Source organism: Paenibacillus jilunlii (assembly GCF_900102965.1).
GTDB classification, from domain to species: Bacteria; Bacillota; Bacilli; order Paenibacillales; family Paenibacillaceae; genus Paenibacillus_AQ; species Paenibacillus_AQ jilunlii.
On sequence record NZ_FNGM01000001.1, the window covers coordinates 216,101 to 234,827 of the forward strand.

Genomic DNA, 18,727 nt, shown 5'->3' on the forward strand with positions numbered 1-18,727 from the left:
AGTCTGTTTTTAGATCAAATTTTAGAGAGCTTCACGGCAATGTCCATATTTGAGGAGGAAATCAGCGTTAATGAAACATGCACCTTTTATCGCCGTGGAAGGCCCTATCGGGGCCGGCAAAACCACACTGGCAACCATGCTGGCCGGAGAATTGCAGCTGCCGGTCATTAAAGAAATTGTTGAGGAGAATCCGTTCCTGGACAAGTTCTATCAGAATATGGACGACTGGAGCTTTCAGCTTGAGATGTTTTTTCTGTGCAACCGCTACAAGCAGCTTGAAGATACCGTGAACCAGTACATAGATAAAGGTAAACCGGTGATATCGGATTATCATATTTATAAGAATCTGATCTTTGGCGAGCGTACACTGAAGGGAACGAAGCGGGAAAAATACCGGGAGATCTATCACGTGCTGACCGATGATCTGCCGAAGCCGGATATTATTCTCTACATCCGTGCAGACCTCGGCACCTTGCTGGCACGTATCGCCAAACGTGGTCGTCAGTTTGAGGAGGACATCGCCCCCGCCTATTTGCAGCAGTTAATTGAGGATTATGATGCAGCCATGGCCTCACTAGCTCTTACCGAGCCGTCCACCGTCATAGTTACCATCGATGGAAATCAGGTTGATTTTGTGGAAAACCAAGCAGACTTCACCGCAATCGCCTCACAGTTAAAGGAGCTAATGAAATGAACGCATACAACATCCCGGATAATGCCATTATCACCGTAGCCGGCACGGTGGGTGTCGGTAAATCGACGCTGACTGCGGCCCTGGCGGAACACCTGAACTTTCAGACTTCGCTGGAGCAGGTGGATCATAATCCGTACCTGGAGAAGTTTTATCATGATTTTGAGCGATGGAGTTTCCATCTGCAGATTTATTTCCTGGCCGAACGCTTCAAGGAGCAGAAAAAGATGTTCGAGCTGGGCGGCGGGTTTGTCCAGGACCGTTCGATCTATGAGGACACCGGTATTTTTGCCAAAATGCATGCCGATCAGGGTACCATGTCGAAAACGGACTATGACACCTATACCAGCCTGTATGAAGCGATGGTGATGACGCCCTATTTCCCGCATCCCGATGTGCTGATCTATATCGAAGGCAGCCTGCCCTCAATCCTGACCCGTATCCATGAACGCGGACGCGAGATGGAAATTCAGACCGATGTCTCCTACTGGGAACACATGCACGGCCGTTATTCGCAGTGGATTGGCGGGTTCAGCGCCTGTCCGGTGCTGCGCCTGAACATCGACGATTATGATGTGAATGATCCGGCTTCGATGACGGAGATTCTCAAGCAGGTGGGCGCGGCCATCGGGCGGACACCGGTGGGAACACAGGGAAGCTGAGGTTACAGCAATCTGAAGCTCTATGAGTCTGAAGCAGGTGCCGGAAGGTTCTCCCCATGGTACAATAAATGAACAAGCAGAAAGGATGGGGATTCTAGTTGAAGTATGATTTTAACCGTATCATTGACCGCCGCAATACCCGCTCATACAAATGGGACCAGTCCGAGAAGCTGTTCGGAGACAAGGACATTCTTCCGCTCTGGGTAGCCGATATGGACTTTGAGAGCCCGCCTGCCGTGAAGGAAGCGATTCTGCGCCGCGTGCAGGAGGGGATTTACGGCTATAGCGTGACGAGTGATTCCTACAAAGAGGCGATTACCGGCTGGTACCGCAGACGCCATGACTGGGAGCTTCAAAAGGAATGGATTATTGATTCCCCCGGCATCGTTACCTCGCTGAGCCTTTCGGTAGAGCTGTTCAGCAACCCGGGCGATCAGGTGATTCTGCAGTCGCCGGTGTATTATCCTTTTTATGATGTGATCCGGATGAATGACCGCAAGGTGGCTGTCAATCCGCTGAAACTCGAAGACGGCCATTATGTTATGGATTATGATCAGCTCGAAGAGCTGATGAGTGGCGGCGCCAAACTGCTGCTGCTGTGCAGTCCGCATAACCCGGGGGGCAGAGTGTGGGAACGGGAGGAGCTGCTGCGTCTTGGAGAACTGTGTCTGCGGTATGGCGTGACGGTCATTTCCGATGAAATTCATTGCGATTTGGCGATGCCGGGACATAAGCATATTCCATTCGCCTCCTTGTCGGAAGAGCTGTCGGATATTACGCTGACCACACTGGCGGCAACAAAGACCTTTAATCTGCCGGGTCTGCAGACCTCGTTTATCGTAACCTCCAATCCTGAATTGAGACGGAAATTTGAATACAAGCTGAAGGCGCTCAGCCTGCACATGTCCGCTTTTTTTGCACCGGAGGCGGTGGAAGCGGCATACAATGAAGGCGGGGAATGGCTGGACCAGCTCATTCAGCATATCAGCAGCAATGCGGAGTATGCCATAAGCTACCTTGCAGAGCATTTGCCGCAAGTGAAGCCAATGAAACCTGAGGCCACTTACCTGCTGTGGGTAAATTGCCGCGGACTGGGACTTGATCCCGAGGGTCTGAAAAAGCTGATGTACCGCGAGGCTAAAGTGGCTTTTAACGAAGGTTCCGTTTTTGGTACGGAAGGCCAGGGTCATCTGCGGATTAATCTCGCTTGTCCGCGTTCTGTTCTGGCCGAAGCGCTGGAGCGTTTCGCCCGGGCTGCTGCACCTTATGTAAAATAAAGAAGGCTGCGTTCTTTTCATAGGCCGCCGCTTCTCCGTTGAACCGGAAATGTTCGCGGGGAGCGGCGGCTTTTGTAACATACAGAAAGGATAATTAGGGGTGAGAACCGGCTCTCTCAATAGTTACAATCTATTAATTTGCTAATAATACCTGGTTTGGTAAAATGGTAGAAGTGCAAGCGGTTGAGAGATTCGAATTCATATCCTACTTAGAATGGGGAATCCGGCAATGAAATGGTTGGCCAAAATAGTATTGTGCGCAGCAGTTGCAGCAGCAGGTTTTACGTCACTTCCGGCAGAAGGTGTTAAGGCTGCTGCAGGCGGTGTCCGTATCGTACTTGATGGATATCCGCTACCTTTTCCGGTAGAACCGGCGGTGATGAGCGGGACTACGATGGTGCCTTTCCGGGCAATCTCCGAGGCACTGGGTGTCAAGGTGGAATGGAATCAGGCGGCTAAGCAAATCACAGCAACCCATAAAGAGGCTTCAGGCACCCAAAAAGTAATACTGACCTTGGGCAGAAAAAGTGCAACGGTGAACGGTTCGGCCGTGAAGCTGGCCGTTGCTCCGCAGAACATCCGCGGCACCACGATGATTCCGCTCAGTTTTTTTGGCCAGCAGTTCGGTGCAGGCGTATCCTGGAATCAGGCAGCAAAGACGGTGTCGATCACCTCACCGAAAAAAGATTTATATACCCTTGGGTTCTATGCGCAGGGAGCGTACGGTGAGGTTTCCCTGATCCCGGCTTTTGACGCCGTTGCCTTTGGCTGGAGCCGGATTGACCGCAGCGGCCAATACACGACCTCGGGGACAGAGTTCAGATGGCCGCAGGCCGCCGGTGATGTCACACCGGAATCGATTGTCCAGAATGCCGCATCCGGAGGAACAGCACCTTATCTGATGGTATATTCAGGGGACAAGGAATTGGAGCTGACCAAAAATGTGGAGGATCTGCAGCTTCAGCAGAAGACGATTGCCGGTATCATCGATACTGCAACGCAGAAGGGATTTCAGGGGATCGCCCTTGACCTGGAGGGACTGGGCATGACCGGGGACAAGACGGTTGTGCAGAACCAGTACAACACTTTTGTCAAGAATCTGTCCGCCAAAGCCAAGGCCGCGAACCTCAAGCTTACGGTCATTCTGCATCCGCTCAACAGCTCCTATAAAGGTTATGATTATAAGACGCTGGCTACGATTGCCGACGATCTGGTGATTATGGCTTACGCTTATGAAGGTGAAACCGGACCGGAGCCGATGAACAAGGTGGATGAATCCATCCGTCTGGCCCTCCAGCAGGTCAGCAAGGACAAGCTGATCCTGGGCATATCGGTATACAGTGAGAATGAAACCTCGGTCAATGCCAAGATCGGCCTGGCCAAACGTTATGGCCTCAAGGGTATCGCCATCTGGCGCCTCGGTCTGATCGGGCAGCCGGTGTGGAGCGAAATGGGAGAGTCGGTAGAATTGTAGAACTTGCTGGATTGAGTAAGCGGGTCCTTATAAATATAGTTTTAAGCGAGCGAAAAGGCTGCCGTTGCCGGCAGCCTTTTGCGCATGTTCGGGAATTAGTTCATCCATATCACAACAAATGTCACATTAACTTATGCGGCGAACCTGTATAATTTGTAGGGTTGACCTTAGCGGGAGATATCTTACTTTCAGGAGGAATACAGAGCATGAGCATGAAATATAAATCACTGGAGCTGGACAAACCGCTGACCTATGAGCTGGAGGGACTGGAGGTCGGGGTAACCTCGAACTGCAATTTCCGCTGCGATTACTGCTGTGCATATAACAGAAATGACGGACAGAGCATCAAAGGCAAAGAAGTGATCCGCATCTTGGAGGAGCTGCCGAATCTTAAGCGGGTTCGTCTCTCCGGCGGAGAAGTCACCCTCAAATTCGAAGATTGTGTGGAAATTGTTAGCTACTGCGCCTCCCGGGGCATTCAGACCCAGTTGAATTCCAACGGCAGCCTTCTGAACGCAGAGCGGATTGAGCAGCTGGTGAAGGCCGGACTGACTACAATCCACATTTCCTTCAACTTTACGACCGCCGAGGCGTTTTCGCGTTATTATAATATCCACACCAGCATCTATGACAAAATCAGAGAGAACATCACGATGTTCGCCCAAACCAGTGTGGACGTAGTGCTGGAAACGCTGCTGTTCAATGAGACACAGGACAACATGCAGGAGATCAGCGATCATGTCTATGCGATGGGAGTTAGAACCCATGAAATTCAGAACAGCATTATTATGGGCCATACCGGCTGGAAGGCGATTGCGGCCCGCGAACAATTGAAGAACGCCGTTAACGAGCTGATTGCCCGCAAAAAAGAGGATACGACCCTCTATTTCACCTGCATGGACCGTTTTATGGAGCAAATGGGTTTTGAGGAGCAGCCAGGGGTATATTTCCCGCACTGCATTGAAGGCAAGAAGCAGCTTCACCTGCACGGCAATGGGGATATTCTGATCTCCGAGCTGTGCCACCCGGTCATTATCGGCAATATTTATAAAGGCACTTCGTTAAAGGACCTTTACAGCAACATGCCTGCACCGCTTTCTGATTTCCTTGACAAGCTTCCTTGCCCGGCACTGGATGCCCTGTTCCCGCAGGAAGGATAAATCCTTAACAAGGAAATCCGCTTGTTTCCCGGCGGAATTCCGCCGCAGCATTTATAAGCAAGACCGCAGCCTGGTGCTGCGGTCTATTTTTTCGGCTTCTTGCGGTGAATGTTGTCCATAACTTAGCCGTAAAACAAGCACCTGTGCCGGGAGAAATTCTATGTTAGGTGTCTGTTTGTGTTTATTTAGTCGACTAAAAATTTAAATCTTTAGACCTACAATTCGACAAAATACGATAATATACCCTAATTTTCTCCATGTAATATTCACTATCAAAGGCTTAAATCCGATAATTATTGTAATAAATGTTACTGCTTAAAGATGAGAACAGAACTACCGAGGAAATCAGGACGGAAGGATGTAGAAGAAGATGAAGATTCGGATGAAGCTATCAGTATTGATGATCGTCGTTACACTGATTTCTACGGTATTAATGGGGGCTTTTACGTACAGCAAATCTACACGGACCATTCTCAATTTGACCGAAACTGCCATGGCACAAGTCAATACGAACAAAGCGCAGACCATTGGAGCCATGATAGACAAAGAAAAGCGCAGCATGGAGCTTGTTGCGGGTGAATCGGAAATTGCCGAGCTGCTGCTGAAGTCCGCAAGCGGAAGTCTTACCAGCGGGGACCCGCTCCAGGCTGAGGTGAATGCCAAGTTTCAGCAGATGGTGAAGGATGCGGGCAATCTGGAGCATATGTTTGTGGCCGATATGAGAGGAGTAGGGGTTGCGGATAGTGATACCAAGCTCATAGGAGCGGATTTCAGCGAAAGAAATTATACGAAAAATGTGCTCAAAACCGCCGGACCGGTCATCAGTGAAACGCTGAAGTCCAAATCTACAGGCGCATATGTCCTCGCTTTTATACACCCGGTGATGAGCGGCGGCAAGATGATCGGTTTCGTGGGTTCAGCCGTCAACGCGAACAGTATTATTAAATATCTGGCCGATGCCAAGGTGGCGAATGCGCCTTCTTCCTATGCCTACCTTGTGGATGAGACAGGCAATATTCTGTACCATCCCGATGAAGCCAAGATCGGATCACCAGTGGAGAATGCACAGATCAAAGCAGTTGTGGAACAGGTGAAGGCTGGTCAGACGGTAGCTGACGGCAATGTAGAATATACCTTCGAAGGCGCGGAGAAAAAAGCTGCGTTTACCGTTCTGCCGGAAACGAAATGGACACTGGTGCTCACCGGTGATGTCGATGAGGTGATGAAGCCGGTCAACAGCATGACGAACTTTATTGTTCTGCTGGGACTAGGGAGCCTGCTGCTGACCTTACTGGTAGGCATCTCTGTGGCTACACGGATTTCTTCGCCGATTATTAAGCTGACAGAGCTGATTAACCGTACCGCAGAGCTGGACCTCAAATATGATTCACAATATGAGTATCTCACCAAAAATAAAGACGAGACCGGCACCATTGCCAAAGCGATGTTCCATACACGGACTGTGCTGCGGGAAATGGCCGGCAGTCTGGTTACGATCTCCACCAAGGTGCTGGACAATGCGGAAACGCTGGAGAAGCTGTCCATTGATGTGCGGGAGAATGCCCATGACAACTCGGCGACTACAGAGCAGCTGTCGGCAGGTATGGAAGAGACAGCAGCCTCTACCGAGGAGATGACAGCGGCGATCCATGAGGTTGAGAACAATGTCCGGATGATCTCCGGACGCGTCAAGGAAGGTGCAGGCGTCTCTGTGCAGATCACCGAACGGGCTCTGGCGCTGCAGCATGATGCCACCGAGTCCATCAGCAATACCCGGGAAATCTATCATTCGGTAAAAGTGGAAATGCAAAAAGCTATTGAGCAGTCGGACTCCATTCATGAAATCAACGTCCTCGCCGATACGATTCTTTCCATAACCAGCCAGACCAATCTGCTGGCGCTGAATGCGGCGATTGAGGCGGCGCGGGCCGGAGAAGCGGGCCGGGGATTTGCCGTGGTGGCGGGGGAAATCCGCAAGCTGGCCGAGAAATCGTCCGAAACGGCGGCAGGCATTCAGGATGTTGTCAAAAATGTCTACTCTTCCGTGGAACAGATGAAGGGGAATTCCGAGGCAATCCTGCACTTTATTGATCAGAATGTGCTGGGAGATTATGAGCGGCTTGCGGAGGTCAGCGAGCAGTACAACAGTGACGCCACGGCGATTAATGGGCTGATGAGCCAGTTCGAGGAAGCCGCCGATCATCTGAACGAGACGGTGTCCAGCATAGCCATTGCTGTTAACGAGGTAGCAGCTACCGTCAATGAAGGTGCGGTTGGGGTGCAGGACATTGCTGTGAAAACTGCGGATATCGTAGAAAAAACCTTTCACGAGGCAAAAATGGCTGATGAAAATACACACAGCGCCAAAGAAATGCAGCGGCTGGTGGAACAATTCAAAATATAAATTTAGTTAATGTAATCTTTAGCCTGTCTTCATCTGGATTTAAGCTTGCAGGGGTATAGTAAATCCATAACCCCCCTTTAATATAGCTTTGGCCCCGCCGGCTGCCGGCGGGGTCCTTTTTTTGTCTTTTTAGCAATCTGGAAGCGGCATTACAACCTCTATTTTTGGTCCATACTGTTACCAAGAGGTGAGGGTCAAATGAGAGATTATTTGCTAAGGCCGGCGGCATATGAAGAACTGCATGAGCTGCTGGGCAATCCGGGCCAGGAATTCGGGCAGAAGGTGCCGAATCAACGTGCCCCGGATCATGAATTTTTGAGTAAGAATGACCAAATACAATTGCTGCGGGAGAGCTTTTTACTGCAGATGGTTAGGGATGAGTGGCCCAATCTCCCAGTGGTTAGGGAACGTCTGCAGCAGCTGGGGCTGGCCCCGCTGGCGGCAGATGATTTGAGGCTGCAGTGTGCAGCGGTAGAAGTGAGAATGCCGGCAGAGATCATGTCAGACCGCCAGGAACGCCGGAACCTGCTCAATCTGGCTTTTCACAAGCTCTGCCGGGAAACGTCCTCTGACTGGAAAGGAATCTATCCGTTTGCTGACGCTGCAGATTCGGCAATGATGTATTTTCTTGTGATCCTGAAACCGGGAGCAGAGCATGCCCGGAAGACCCGGCGATTCATAGAGCAGCTGAACCGCAGCATAGCCAGTGAACTGAAGCTGGAATGTGTGAGCGGGATTGGCGGGGAAGTGAAGGGATTGAAACGGCTGAAGAACGGTTATACCTCCTGCATGCTGTCCTGGAGCCTGAGCAGCAGCGGTAAGAAAGCTGATGAGTGTTGCAGTGATCTGGAGCTGTCCCAAGCCTTTACCCCGGAGATTGAACGAAAGCTGAAGCGGGCAGTCGAAAATCCGGACATGCATGGCCTCCGCCAGCAGCTGGACATTATGCTTAACAACGGCAGAGACACAACTGTTTTTACCTTTCTGGCCCTCAGGCTGGTACTGCTGCTTGCCTCCATTGCCAAAAAGTTTGAGTTAGGAAGTTCCTCATTGCAGAGGTATGTATGGAACTCCCGGATGTCCATTGTCCATGCCGGCTCGCCCGAAGGGGTACGGAGTTTATTGGACGAGCTGGCGCAGCTTGTGATGGAAGAAGTGAAGAAGGTCCGCTTCTCAGACGGCTGGCACCTTATTGAGGCCGTCCGGAAATATGCCGGGGAGAATTTCTGCTGCAGGCTGGAGCTATCCTCCCTGGCAGAGTTGTTTTACTTGAATGAGGCCGATTTGCCAAGACAGTTCAAGCAGCATGTCGGCATAACCTTTAGCGACTATATTACCAAGCTGCGGATAACCAAGGCTGAGCAGCTGCTGCAGCAAAACGAACTCAAGGCGGGTGATATCCCCAGGCTTGCCGGTTATTCCGGGTTCGGCAGCTTTAGCACTGCCTTCAAAAAATACAGCGGCATAAGCCCCAAAGAATACCGGGAACGGTTTGTACAGGGGCGTGCGGCTAGAGGCTGCTGATGGGGAGTGTCTGCATCTCCCGATCAATGGTACAATAAGGAAAAGGTATATATCATACCCACTGGATATAGAAGGGAGGATGAGGATGAGGATGAGTAAAAGAAGATTAGGGTTCCGCTCTATGCAGAGTCTATGGTTGAACAACAATGGCGGTTGTTTGCATAGGGCGGGAAACATAACACCGCTATAATAACCTGCAAGAGTAACGTTGTTCATCCTGTAGACTTTGCCACCTTAAAAAGCAGATTAATTTTAAGGAGCGGAGCTGCGATGAAATATGTTAACGCGGATATAGTATTGCCGGAAAACTTGCTGAAGGAAGTCCAGAAATATATACACGGCGGGATGCTCTACGTGCCAAAGCCGGAAGGTATTAAGGCCAAATGGGGTGAGAACTCCGGCGGCAGAGCATATCTGACCCACAGAAATAATGAGATTCGTAACCAGTATAGGGCAGGGCTCGGCATTGAGCATCTGGCAGAACAATTCTGCCTCTCCTGCGACAGCATCAAAAAAATCGTCTATGGCAAGAAATAGACGGCTGAAAAGGCCGCATCGGATGTTTGTTCCGGTGCGGCTTGTTTAAAATATTAGAATTTATATGCTTCGCGCTATAAATTATCCTTCTATTTCTCGCTGAAACGGGTACCGTCCTTATAAGGATGGTACCCGTTTCCACTTGTGATGGATGCTTGTTTTCTCTGTGCAATAAGGATACCACGGCAGCTGACCCAAAAATCAGCTGCCGTTTTCATAAGAATTTTCAACAGAATCTTGCATGGTATTATCATATGTGTTATACATGTAATATAACAGACAAACGAGGAGGTTGGCTTGATATGGTTGGATCTACGGCTTCGGCCGTCCCGCATCATCGCGGAGATGGTTTCATGATCCGCTGAAGACGCGCAGCTGCCATAAGGAGAGATATTCATGTTCATAGAACTCGATCTGCAATCGGAAACCCCGATTTACGCACAACTGGTTGACCAAATTGTCGAAGGGATCGCCTCCGGTGCTTTGCAGCCGGGGGACCCGCTTCCGTCGGTCCGACGCCTGGCGGAGGACTTGGGGATCAATCTCCATACCGTCAACAAGTCCTACAATTTGCTCAAGCAAGAGGGTTTTCTTCAAGTACACCGAAAGAAGGGGGTTATCGTTCAGCCCGACGGGATGCCCGGCGTGACTGAGGCGTTCGAGGAGAAGCTCCGGCGGCAGCTCCGGTCTCTTGCGGCGGCAGCAGCGGTACGCGGCATGACGGAAGAGGTATTCGCGCAGGAGAGCAGGTCGGTGTACCGGAATACCATTACAAATCACGGAGGGGAACAGCATTGACTGTACTGGAGACGATCTTCATATCCAGCTTTTATTTGTTTGTCGCGTTGATGATCAGCATACAGGCCCATATCGGCTTGCAGACCCTGCTGTTCGGCATCACGCTGCCGGCGGAGGCCCTGCAGGATACGGGCGTCCGGGGCATTCGCCGGAATTACGTTTTACTCACCGGTGGTTTTGCCGTCGTCGTCGGAGCAGCCTGCTTTATAGTGACGCGTCATCAAACGACGAGCCGGAGTTTCCTGTATTGGGCGGCAGCCATCTTGCTTTTAATAATGATGTCGTTCTTCGCCATTCGGATCAGCCGGATGTCCGCGTTGCGTTTGAAGGCGGCCAGGGGCTGGCAGGTTGCCATGCAAACAAAGCGCGCAGCAAACCTCGTGGCCGGCCGGACGCAGGGTTCGGTGCTGAGCTTTTGGTGGTATTCAGCGCATGTCGCCGTGATGGCGCTATGCATCTTCTTTGTCGTTGTGAGATGGAACGCGATTCCACAGTCGTTCGCGACGCATATGGGGCCGGACGGCCTTCCGGATCAGTACACTTTCAAATCCGTACGGACCGTGTTCATGATGAACCTCGTGCAAGCACTGATGATCGTGTTCTTCGCCGGCTATAATCTGATGATCTGCCGTGCCAGGACATCGCTGGATCCCCAGGACCGGGAAGGATCGTTACGGAAACAGTTGAAGCTCAAGAAAATCCACTCGATTTCGGCTTGGGGCATTTCGCTGCTGGGAATTGTAAACATAGGGTTGCTGCAAGCCGTAATACTGTACGGCTGGAATCTCAATCTGCTCGTGCGCTGCAACATCTCGTTCTTAGTATTGTTTTTCTTGACGCTGATCGGCGTCTTGCTTTACCTGCGCTTCAGAGGTCTTGATCAGATAAGAGACATTCCGTCGCAGGAGGAAAGGCACTGGAAGTGGCTCGGCAGCATTTACGCGAACCCTGAAGACCCGGCGTTATTCGTTCCGGACCGGTACGGATTCTTATGGACGATCAATATGGCTAATCCGCCCGGTAAGACCGTAGCCGCTGCGATGATAGCCGTTCTGGTGACCGCCATTCTCGTAATCATGTTCAATTTTCGATAAATAAAGCAATCTCGGAAGGAGAGTTCACATGAAGAAAAACAGATGGATAATGGGAGCCTTGCTAGTTTGGTGTCTGGTGCTAAGCTCATGGGACGGCAACACAGCACTGGCTGCAATGCAGAACATAGAAGCGGCACTGAATACATCCAAGGTGATCGAGTCAAGCTCTGTACCTTTAACCGTGCTAACGCCGGAAATGGACCTGCCCTCGAACAAGGCTGTAATCACCTACGAAGCAACCCGGAAAGCTGCAAAGGAGAAGGCTGATCTCCTCACGAAAACTTACGGTACGAACAGCGTGCAGTACGCCATTATCGATCATGGCAGCATCATCGTATCCGGCCAGTCCGGCAAAAATGATGAGCAGGGACAGAAGCCGCTCACAAAAGAAACGATGTACGGGATCGGCTCGACGAGTAAAATGTTTACCACGGTTGCCGCCATGCAATTGGCCGACCAAGGGAAAATTAATCTCGATACGCCGGTCGTCCGGTATATCCCCGAGTTTACGATGAAGGATGAACGCTACAAGCAGATTACGCCGCGCATGCTGCTGAATCATTCTTCCGGATTGAACGGATCGTCGCTGACGAACGCCTTTTTATTCGAAGATAACGATACTTACGCCCACGACACATTGCTGGGGCAATTGGCCGGTCAGACCTTAAAGGCAGCACCGGGCGCTTATTCGGTATACTGCAATGACGGATTTACGCTGGCCCAGATTCTAGTCGAGCGAGTCAGCGGCATGGACTTTACCTCTTATATCCATCGATATATTACGGAACCTCTGGGTATGGCCCATACGAAGACGCCGCTGGATTCTTTGAGCACAGCAAAGATGGCGGGACTCTATTATCCTGCCTACACAGGACAGCTCCCCAACGAGACAAGCAACGTGATTGGAGCGGGAGGCATATATTCCACGGCGGAAGACCTGGTTCGGTTCTCGCAAATGTTCACGGGGAAGGCGGAAGAAATCTTGTCCGGTAAATCGTCGGCGGCCATGGCGCAGGACGAGTACAAGACCCCTTTGTGGCCTGAGGATGAGGCCAGCTCATTCGATTACGGATATGGTCTCGGCTGGGACAATGTCAATCTGTATCCTTTCAGCGAATACGGGATGAAGGCGTTGACCAAAGGCGGGGACACGATTCTCTATCACTCGTCGCTCGTTGTGCTTCCCGAACAGGGCATGGCGGCAGCTGTTATCACTTCCGGCGGGAGCAGTACGGCCGACCGGCTTATGGCGAACGAAATCCTGCTTCAGGCGCTGAAGGAGAAAGGGACGATTGCCGACTTCAAGCCTGAGAAGTCATACGGCGCGCCGGTAAAGGCTGATATGCCGGAGTCCGTGCTGCAGTATTCGGGAATCTATGGCGCGACTAATACAACGGTTAACATCGATATTACGAAAGGCGGCGTCTTGTCCATCGCTTCGGAGCAGTCTCCCGGAACTCCGGCTCAGACCTTCGGGTATTCGGCCGACGGCACGTTCCGGAGTGCGGACGGGAATACGAAGATCAGCTTCGTGACGGAGGAGAACGGCCGCACCTACTTATGGATACGTCAATACGCTTCATTGCCGGGTCTTGGGCAAATGTCTGCATCCGTGTACAACGCCGAGAAGCTCCAGCCCCAAGAACTCCCGGTAGAGACCAAAGCAGCATGGATTCAGCGCGACGGCAAGAAGTATTATCTGCTGAATGAGAAGTATACGTCTCTCGTTTACATGATGATGCAGCCCATCCAATTAAAGGTGTCGCAACAATTGCCGGGGTACGTGTTGGATAAGCGAATAACAGGCCCGGATACAGCCGTCTCCGAATTGCAAATTCCGGGAATGAGCGGGCGTGATCTCTCAAGTTATACGTTCTTTACACAGGACGGCGTTGAGTACCTGGATCTTGGTGGAAGCCTCTTAGTAAACGAAGCTGCCGTGAAGCCCATCTACATCGCTAAGAAGTCAATCGTTAAGATTCCGCCCAGCGGACACGCCCGATGGTATACGATAAGCGACAAAGACGCGGGCAAGACCGTTAAGGTGAGCATGTCCTCGAACGCCTCCTTTGCTATATATAATGCAAAAGGTACATGCATTTACTTCAGTGTCATCGGAGGCAAGGATAAGGTCGGACTGCCCGCGGGAGGATCGATTGTTTTCGCCGGAGATGCCGGCGCGAAGTTCGTGATTTCCGCGCAGTAACGCCGCAATAGGTATTTCATAACTGGCTTAAGCTGCTCCATTTCTTTGTTAACGGGCTAACATAACCCAATACAATCCACTTAGTCAAAATGTTAAGATTGGAAATAACAAACTGCTGGAAGGATTTTTACCACAGGTAAGCAGCGAATCTGGAACGGAGGGACAAAATGCAAATCCGAAAGTTAAATGCCAATGAAGTACCGCCATTTGAATTGCTGTTACTAGCAGATCCATCCCGAAAACTTGTGGAAGAATATCTTCAAAGAGGACAGTGCTTCATCGGCTCTCTAAATGACCAAATCATTGGAGTCTATGTTTTATTACCAACAAGACCCGACACAGTTGAATTAGTGAATGTAGCCGTTGATGAAAAGCATCAAGGCAAAGGAGCCGGAAAACAGCTTGTAAAGCATGCTGTACAAATTGCCGCTGAATTGGGGTATAAAACAATTGAAGTCGGTACCGGAAATTCCGGCATGGGGCAGCTTGCCCTTTATCAGAAATGCGGATTTAGAATAATTGGGATAGACAGAGACTTTTTTGTTAGACATTATAATGAAAAAATATTTGAAAACGGCATGCAAGTTATAGATATGATACGACTATCACAAGATTTATAACCGGCTGTTTATTCAACTAACGGATAACGTTAGTTCAATGAAACAGCGGCAGTCTAGGACTTTATTTTATCGTCCTTGGCGGCCGCTGTTTCAATTTCCAGATTCAGTCTTATTTTCTGATGACAGCAACGGCAGCTTCCACCGTAAGCAGCTCTTCGCTTTGCTGCCACATATCCTTGAGCCGGAGCTTGCCTTCAGCCGCTTCGCTCTGCCCAATCAGAATGACGTAGCGGATTCCCTTCGTGCTCGCTGCGGCCAGCGTTTTCTTCAGCTTGCGTTTCCCGGCATCCACAGCAGTACGGATGCCGGCAGCACGGATTGCAGCGGCTGCTGTCAAGGCCTGCGGCATACACTCTCCGACGGGTATGACCAGCACCCCCGAAGCTTCCTCACGGATAGGCCGTTCGCCAAGCAGAGCCATAATCGACTCCATGCCGAAGGATATGCCCACCGTGGGATATTCGATGTCCTCACGCCCCACCAGCTTTCCGATGATTGAATCATATCGGCCTCCGCCGCCAAGGCTGGAAGTGTAGGCACCGGAAGCATCGAAGATCTCGTATACCGTTCCTGTGTAGAATGACAGACCCCGTGACAGAAATGGATCGAATACGCAGGTCTCCGCAAGTCCAATCTCCGCGATCAGCCGCTGCAGAGCCAGCACCTCCAGAGCACCCGGTTGCCCGCCCAGTCCATATTTCTCCGCCAGCTCTTCAAAAGATGGAGCATTCATGTTCAGCAGCTCAGCGAGCGCACTTACAGCAACGGGAACTGTTCCTTTCCCTTCAAGCTCTGTGAGCACGCCGCGGCTGCCGATTTTGGCCAGTTTGTCGAGCGTCAGCATCACTGAGAGATGCTCCTCCGCTGGCACGCCGACGGCCGTCAGAATTTCCCCGAGAAACCGCCGGTTGTTCCATTTCACGATGACGGGAATCTCCAGTCTGCGGAAGGCTTCCGCCGCAAGCTGCATCAGCTCGGCTTCTCCCTGCGGGCCGGCAATGCCCACCACATCGGCGTCGCATTGCAGGAATTCGCGCAGGCGGCCTTTTTTGACCGGGCCATCGCGGAATACCTTGCCGATCTCATAGCGCTTGTAAGGAAATTCAATGCCCGGATTCAAGGCGATCACTTTGGCAAAAGGAATCGTCAGATCGTAACGTAGTCCGAGCTGGCGGCCGCCTTGATCGGTAAGCTGATACATCTCCCGGAGAATCTCGTCGCCTCCCGCATATTTGGAGGTCAGCAGCTCCAGCTCATTCAGCAGAGTGGTGTCCATGGATTCAAAATCATAGAGTTCAAACAATTCGCTCAGCGTGGAGCGGACTCTCTGACGGATGGCCTGCTCCCGGCCGAAATAATCATAGGTTCCTTTAACGTTCTGCATAATTATTAACCCCTTTTCCTTTTCAGCTCTGTACAAATAAAAAACGCGCCGGACCTCGTGGTCCCGCGCGCAAATATGCGGCAGGGAGGCCAAACGCAAAATGCGTCAGCCCTCCCTGGAAAATGTTCAGGAGTGCTAACGCTGCTTGTGGTGATGATGCCGATTCAGTATGATAGTTATGCTGTTCATGAGCATCAGATCCTTTCAAGGCTGGATTACAGCACATTATAGCGGAACGGGAGAAGTCGTGCAAGGCCCGCCCGCAGATTCTATCATTTTGCAGAGCAAAGGGAGCATTATACTATGAACGATACACAAATCATTACCGCAGCCGAAAAATTCGCCAAAGAGCAATTGGGCCGGGACACAACCGGCCATGACTGGTTCCACACGGACCGTGTGCGCAATACGGCGGCGCTGATCGCAGAGATGGAGCAGGCCGATGTGTTTATCTGTACAATAGCCGCGCTGCTGCATGATGTGGCAGACGAGAAGCTGAATCCATCCAAAGAAGCGGGACTTCACAAAGTACATAGCTGGCTGGCCGGGCATCTAAGCGATGAAGGGCAGATCGGGCATATTATGCAGATCATTGAAACGATGTCTTTTAGCGGCGGAGGGGGCAAGCCCATGGCTACCCTTGAAGGCCAGGTGGTACAGGATGCGGACCGGCTGGATGCGCTGGGTGCAATCGGGATTACGCGGGTGATGGTTTTTTCGGGAGCCAAGGGACGTCCGGTCTATGATCCGGAAATTGCACCGCGTGACGAATCTCTGCAGAAGGAGTACCGCGACTATTCCAAGGGAACGGCGGTCAATCATTTTTACGAGAAGCTGCTGAAATTGAAGGACTTGATGAATACATCCTACGGGCGCAAGCTGGCGGAGGAGCGGCACGCGTTTATGGAGAGCTTTTTGGAACAGTTTTATAAGGAATGGAATCAAGGGAGCCGGAAGCTGTTATAATATTAGAATGCACAAGATGGAAGGAACGCGGGAAATCCCGCTTGAACCGGAACAATCGGCATAGAAGAGGTTGACAACTACATGAGTGTATTTAGAGATTATGGCTTAAATGAAGAGATTATCCGCGCGCTGGATGTGTTGAATTATCTGGAGCCTACCGAGGTGCAGAGCAAGGTTATTCCTGTTGCCCTGAAAGGTCAGGATCTCATCGTCAAGTCGCAGACCGGCAGCGGCAAAACGGCATCATTCGGCATCCCGCTCTGTGAACTGGCGGACTGGGCGGAGAACAAGCCGCAGGCTTTGGTGCTGACGCCGACCCGCGAGCTGGCCGCACAGGTTAAGGAAGACATCACGAATATCGGGCGCTTCAAACGGATTAAGGCAGTCGCTTTGTTCGGGAAGCAGCCGTTTGCCCCGCAAAAACAAGAGCTTACACAAAAAACGCATATCGTTGTAGGCACGCCGGGACGTGTGTTCGACCATATCGAGCGCGGCACGCTGCCGCTGAACCGGATCAAATATCTGGTGATCGATGAAGCGGATGAGATGCTGAGCATGGGGTTCATCGAGCAGATTGAGCAGATTATCCAGAAGCTGCCCCGGGAGCGCGTGACAATGCTGTTTTCCGCGACACTGCCGGATGCCGTGAAGAATCTGTGCCTGAAGTATATGAGCAGACCGGCAGATATTGAGATTGAAGCCAGTGGCATTACAACAGCGGCGATTGAGCATGCCCTGATTGAAGTTAGACAAGCTGCCAAGTTTGGGCTGCTGCTCGACCTGCTTACGGTGGAGAATCCGGACAGCTGCATTATTTTTTGCCGGACGCAGGAGCAGGTGAATGATCTGTTCCGCGGCATGGCGGACCTGGAGTATCCGGTGGACAAAATCCACGGCGGGATGATGCAGGACGAACGGTTTGAGGTGATGAACGCTTTTAAAAGAGGCCAGTTCCGCTATCTGATCGCCACCGATGTGGCCGCGCGCGGGATTGATATTGAGAACATCACCCATGTGATCAACTACGATATTCCGATGGAAAAAGAGAGCTACGTGCACCGTACCGGACGCACCGCACGCGCCGGCAAAAGCGGCAAAGCCATCACCTTCGCCACACCGAACGAGCACAAGTGGGTTGAGGAGATTGAGAGCTATATCGGATTCAGCCTCCCGGTGATGAAAGCTCCTTCGGAGGATGCCGTGGCTTACGCCAAGCCTGCATTTGAAGCGAAGCTGGGCAAGCAGCAGGTCCGCAAGAAGGGCAAGACTGAGGTCATGAACGAGGACATCATGAAGCTGTATTTTAACGGGGGCAAAAAAAAGAAGCTGCGGGCCGTCGATTTCGTCGGCACCATTGCCAAGCTGGAGGGGATCACCGCTGATGACATCGGGATCATCACGATCCAGGACAATGTTACTTATGTTGACATCCTGAACGGCAAAGGCGCGCAGGTGCTGCAAGCGATGAAGGACACCACCGTGAAGGGCAAGCTGCTCAAGGTGCATATTGCGAAGAAGTAGGGTAGCGCAGTGGCGGGAATGAGGCAGAAGTAGGCAAGGAGAAGCAGCAGTAATTGACAAGTTGAAACTACGTGAAGGGCTGCTGAAGGTGCATCTTGCGAAGAGAGCAGGGGCGTAGCGGCGGGGATGAGGCAGAAGTAGGCAAGGAGGTAAAACAATATTAGGCAAGTTGAAACAAGCCGCTGCATCGCCTTTTGGGCCTTGCAGCGGCTTTGTTTCAAGATGTTCCCTGCTATAAATCATCCGGCTCTTTCTCGCTGAAACGGTATCAGAAAGCGATAGTCTGTATCGCTGCTTCGGAAGCATAGGCTACTTAAAAAGGATAGCTAAGCCGTTTCTGTTTGTGTTAGACCATCCTATTACAACTCCAGCCGTAGGGAGCTAAGTGGAAAAAGTAAACTTAATCCCG

The 18,727-nt window shown here is 51.3% G+C and carries 15 protein-coding genes; 14 read left to right on the forward strand and 1 reads right to left on the reverse strand.

Going from position 1 to position 18,727, the window contains the following annotated elements:
* Positions 1-70 precede the first annotated feature (70 nt).
* From BLQ82_RS00980 to BLQ82_RS01040, 12 genes are all read left to right on the forward strand, one after another.
* A complete protein-coding gene (locus BLQ82_RS00980; RefSeq protein ID WP_062526533.1) occupies positions 71-694 on the forward strand; it encodes a deoxynucleoside kinase in 624 nt (207 codons plus the stop codon).
* The gene (locus BLQ82_RS00985; protein WP_062526534.1) at positions 691-1,353 is read left to right on the forward strand and encodes a deoxynucleoside kinase; all 663 of its coding nucleotides are present in this window, start codon (positions 691-693) and stop codon (positions 1,351-1,353) included. The genes BLQ82_RS00980 and BLQ82_RS00985 overlap by 4 nt, the downstream gene beginning before the upstream one ends.
* A gap of 98 nt (positions 1,354-1,451) precedes the next feature.
* The gene (locus tag BLQ82_RS00990; RefSeq protein ID WP_062526539.1) at positions 1,452-2,630 is read left to right on the forward strand and encodes a MalY/PatB family protein; all 1,179 of its coding nucleotides are present in this window, start codon (positions 1,452-1,454) and stop codon (positions 2,628-2,630) included.
* Positions 2,631-2,859: 229 nt separating this feature from the next.
* Entirely contained in the window at positions 2,860-4,104 is a 1,245-nt protein-coding gene (locus BLQ82_RS00995) for a stalk domain-containing protein (RefSeq protein ID WP_062526541.1), read from the forward strand.
* Positions 4,105-4,310: 206 nt separating this feature from the next.
* The gene (locus BLQ82_RS01000) at positions 4,311-5,264 is read left to right on the forward strand and encodes a radical SAM protein (protein WP_062526543.1); all 954 of its coding nucleotides are present in this window, start codon (positions 4,311-4,313) and stop codon (positions 5,262-5,264) included.
* A 370-nt stretch (positions 5,265-5,634) separates the two neighbouring features.
* The gene (locus tag BLQ82_RS01005) at positions 5,635-7,668 is read left to right on the forward strand and encodes a methyl-accepting chemotaxis protein (RefSeq protein ID WP_062526544.1); all 2,034 of its coding nucleotides are present in this window, start codon (positions 5,635-5,637) and stop codon (positions 7,666-7,668) included.
* A gap of 198 nt (positions 7,669-7,866) precedes the next feature.
* Positions 7,867-9,192, forward strand: coding sequence for a helix-turn-helix transcriptional regulator (locus BLQ82_RS01010; protein ID WP_062526546.1), 1,326 nt, complete (start codon positions 7,867-7,869; stop codon positions 9,190-9,192).
* A 270-nt stretch (positions 9,193-9,462) separates the two neighbouring features.
* Positions 9,463-9,729 carry a CD3324 family protein gene (locus tag BLQ82_RS01015; protein WP_062526548.1) on the forward strand — a complete coding sequence of 89 codons (267 nt, stop codon included), beginning with the start codon at positions 9,463-9,465 and terminating at the stop codon, positions 9,727-9,729.
* Positions 9,730-10,125: 396 nt separating this feature from the next.
* Positions 10,126-10,527, forward strand: a complete 402-nt coding sequence (locus BLQ82_RS01025) for a GntR family transcriptional regulator (protein ID WP_062526552.1) — start codon at positions 10,126-10,128, stop codon at positions 10,525-10,527.
* Positions 10,524-11,621, forward strand: coding sequence for a DUF5808 domain-containing protein (locus BLQ82_RS01030; protein WP_074647575.1), 1,098 nt, complete (start codon positions 10,524-10,526; stop codon positions 11,619-11,621). Before BLQ82_RS01025 ends, BLQ82_RS01030 begins: the two co-directional genes overlap by 4 nt.
* 49 nt (positions 11,622-11,670) lie before the next feature.
* Positions 11,671-13,827: a serine hydrolase domain-containing protein gene (locus BLQ82_RS01035; protein WP_425281135.1), complete on the forward strand. Its 2,157-nt coding sequence runs from the start codon at positions 11,671-11,673 to the stop codon at positions 13,825-13,827.
* Between the two features lie 167 nt (positions 13,828-13,994).
* Positions 13,995-14,447 (forward strand): GNAT family N-acetyltransferase, encoded by a 453-nt coding sequence (locus BLQ82_RS01040; protein ID WP_062526556.1) that lies wholly within the window; start codon positions 13,995-13,997, stop codon positions 14,445-14,447.
* A gap of 109 nt (positions 14,448-14,556) precedes the next feature.
* On the opposite strand, the gene BLQ82_RS01045 is transcribed toward BLQ82_RS01040, so the two are convergent.
* The gene (locus BLQ82_RS01045; protein WP_062526881.1) at positions 14,557-15,831 is read right to left on the reverse strand and encodes a histidine--tRNA ligase; all 1,275 of its coding nucleotides are present in this window, start codon (positions 15,829-15,831) and stop codon (positions 14,557-14,559) included.
* 303 nt (positions 15,832-16,134) lie between these two features.
* On the opposite strand from BLQ82_RS01045, the gene BLQ82_RS01050 reads away from it, so the two are divergent.
* Positions 16,135-16,797: an HD domain-containing protein gene (locus BLQ82_RS01050; RefSeq protein WP_062526558.1), complete on the forward strand. Its 663-nt coding sequence runs from the start codon at positions 16,135-16,137 to the stop codon at positions 16,795-16,797.
* 81 nt (positions 16,798-16,878) lie between these two features.
* The gene (locus BLQ82_RS01055) at positions 16,879-18,318 is read left to right on the forward strand and encodes a DEAD/DEAH box helicase (RefSeq protein ID WP_062526560.1); all 1,440 of its coding nucleotides are present in this window, start codon (positions 16,879-16,881) and stop codon (positions 18,316-18,318) included.
* Positions 18,319-18,727: the final 409 nt, after the last annotated feature.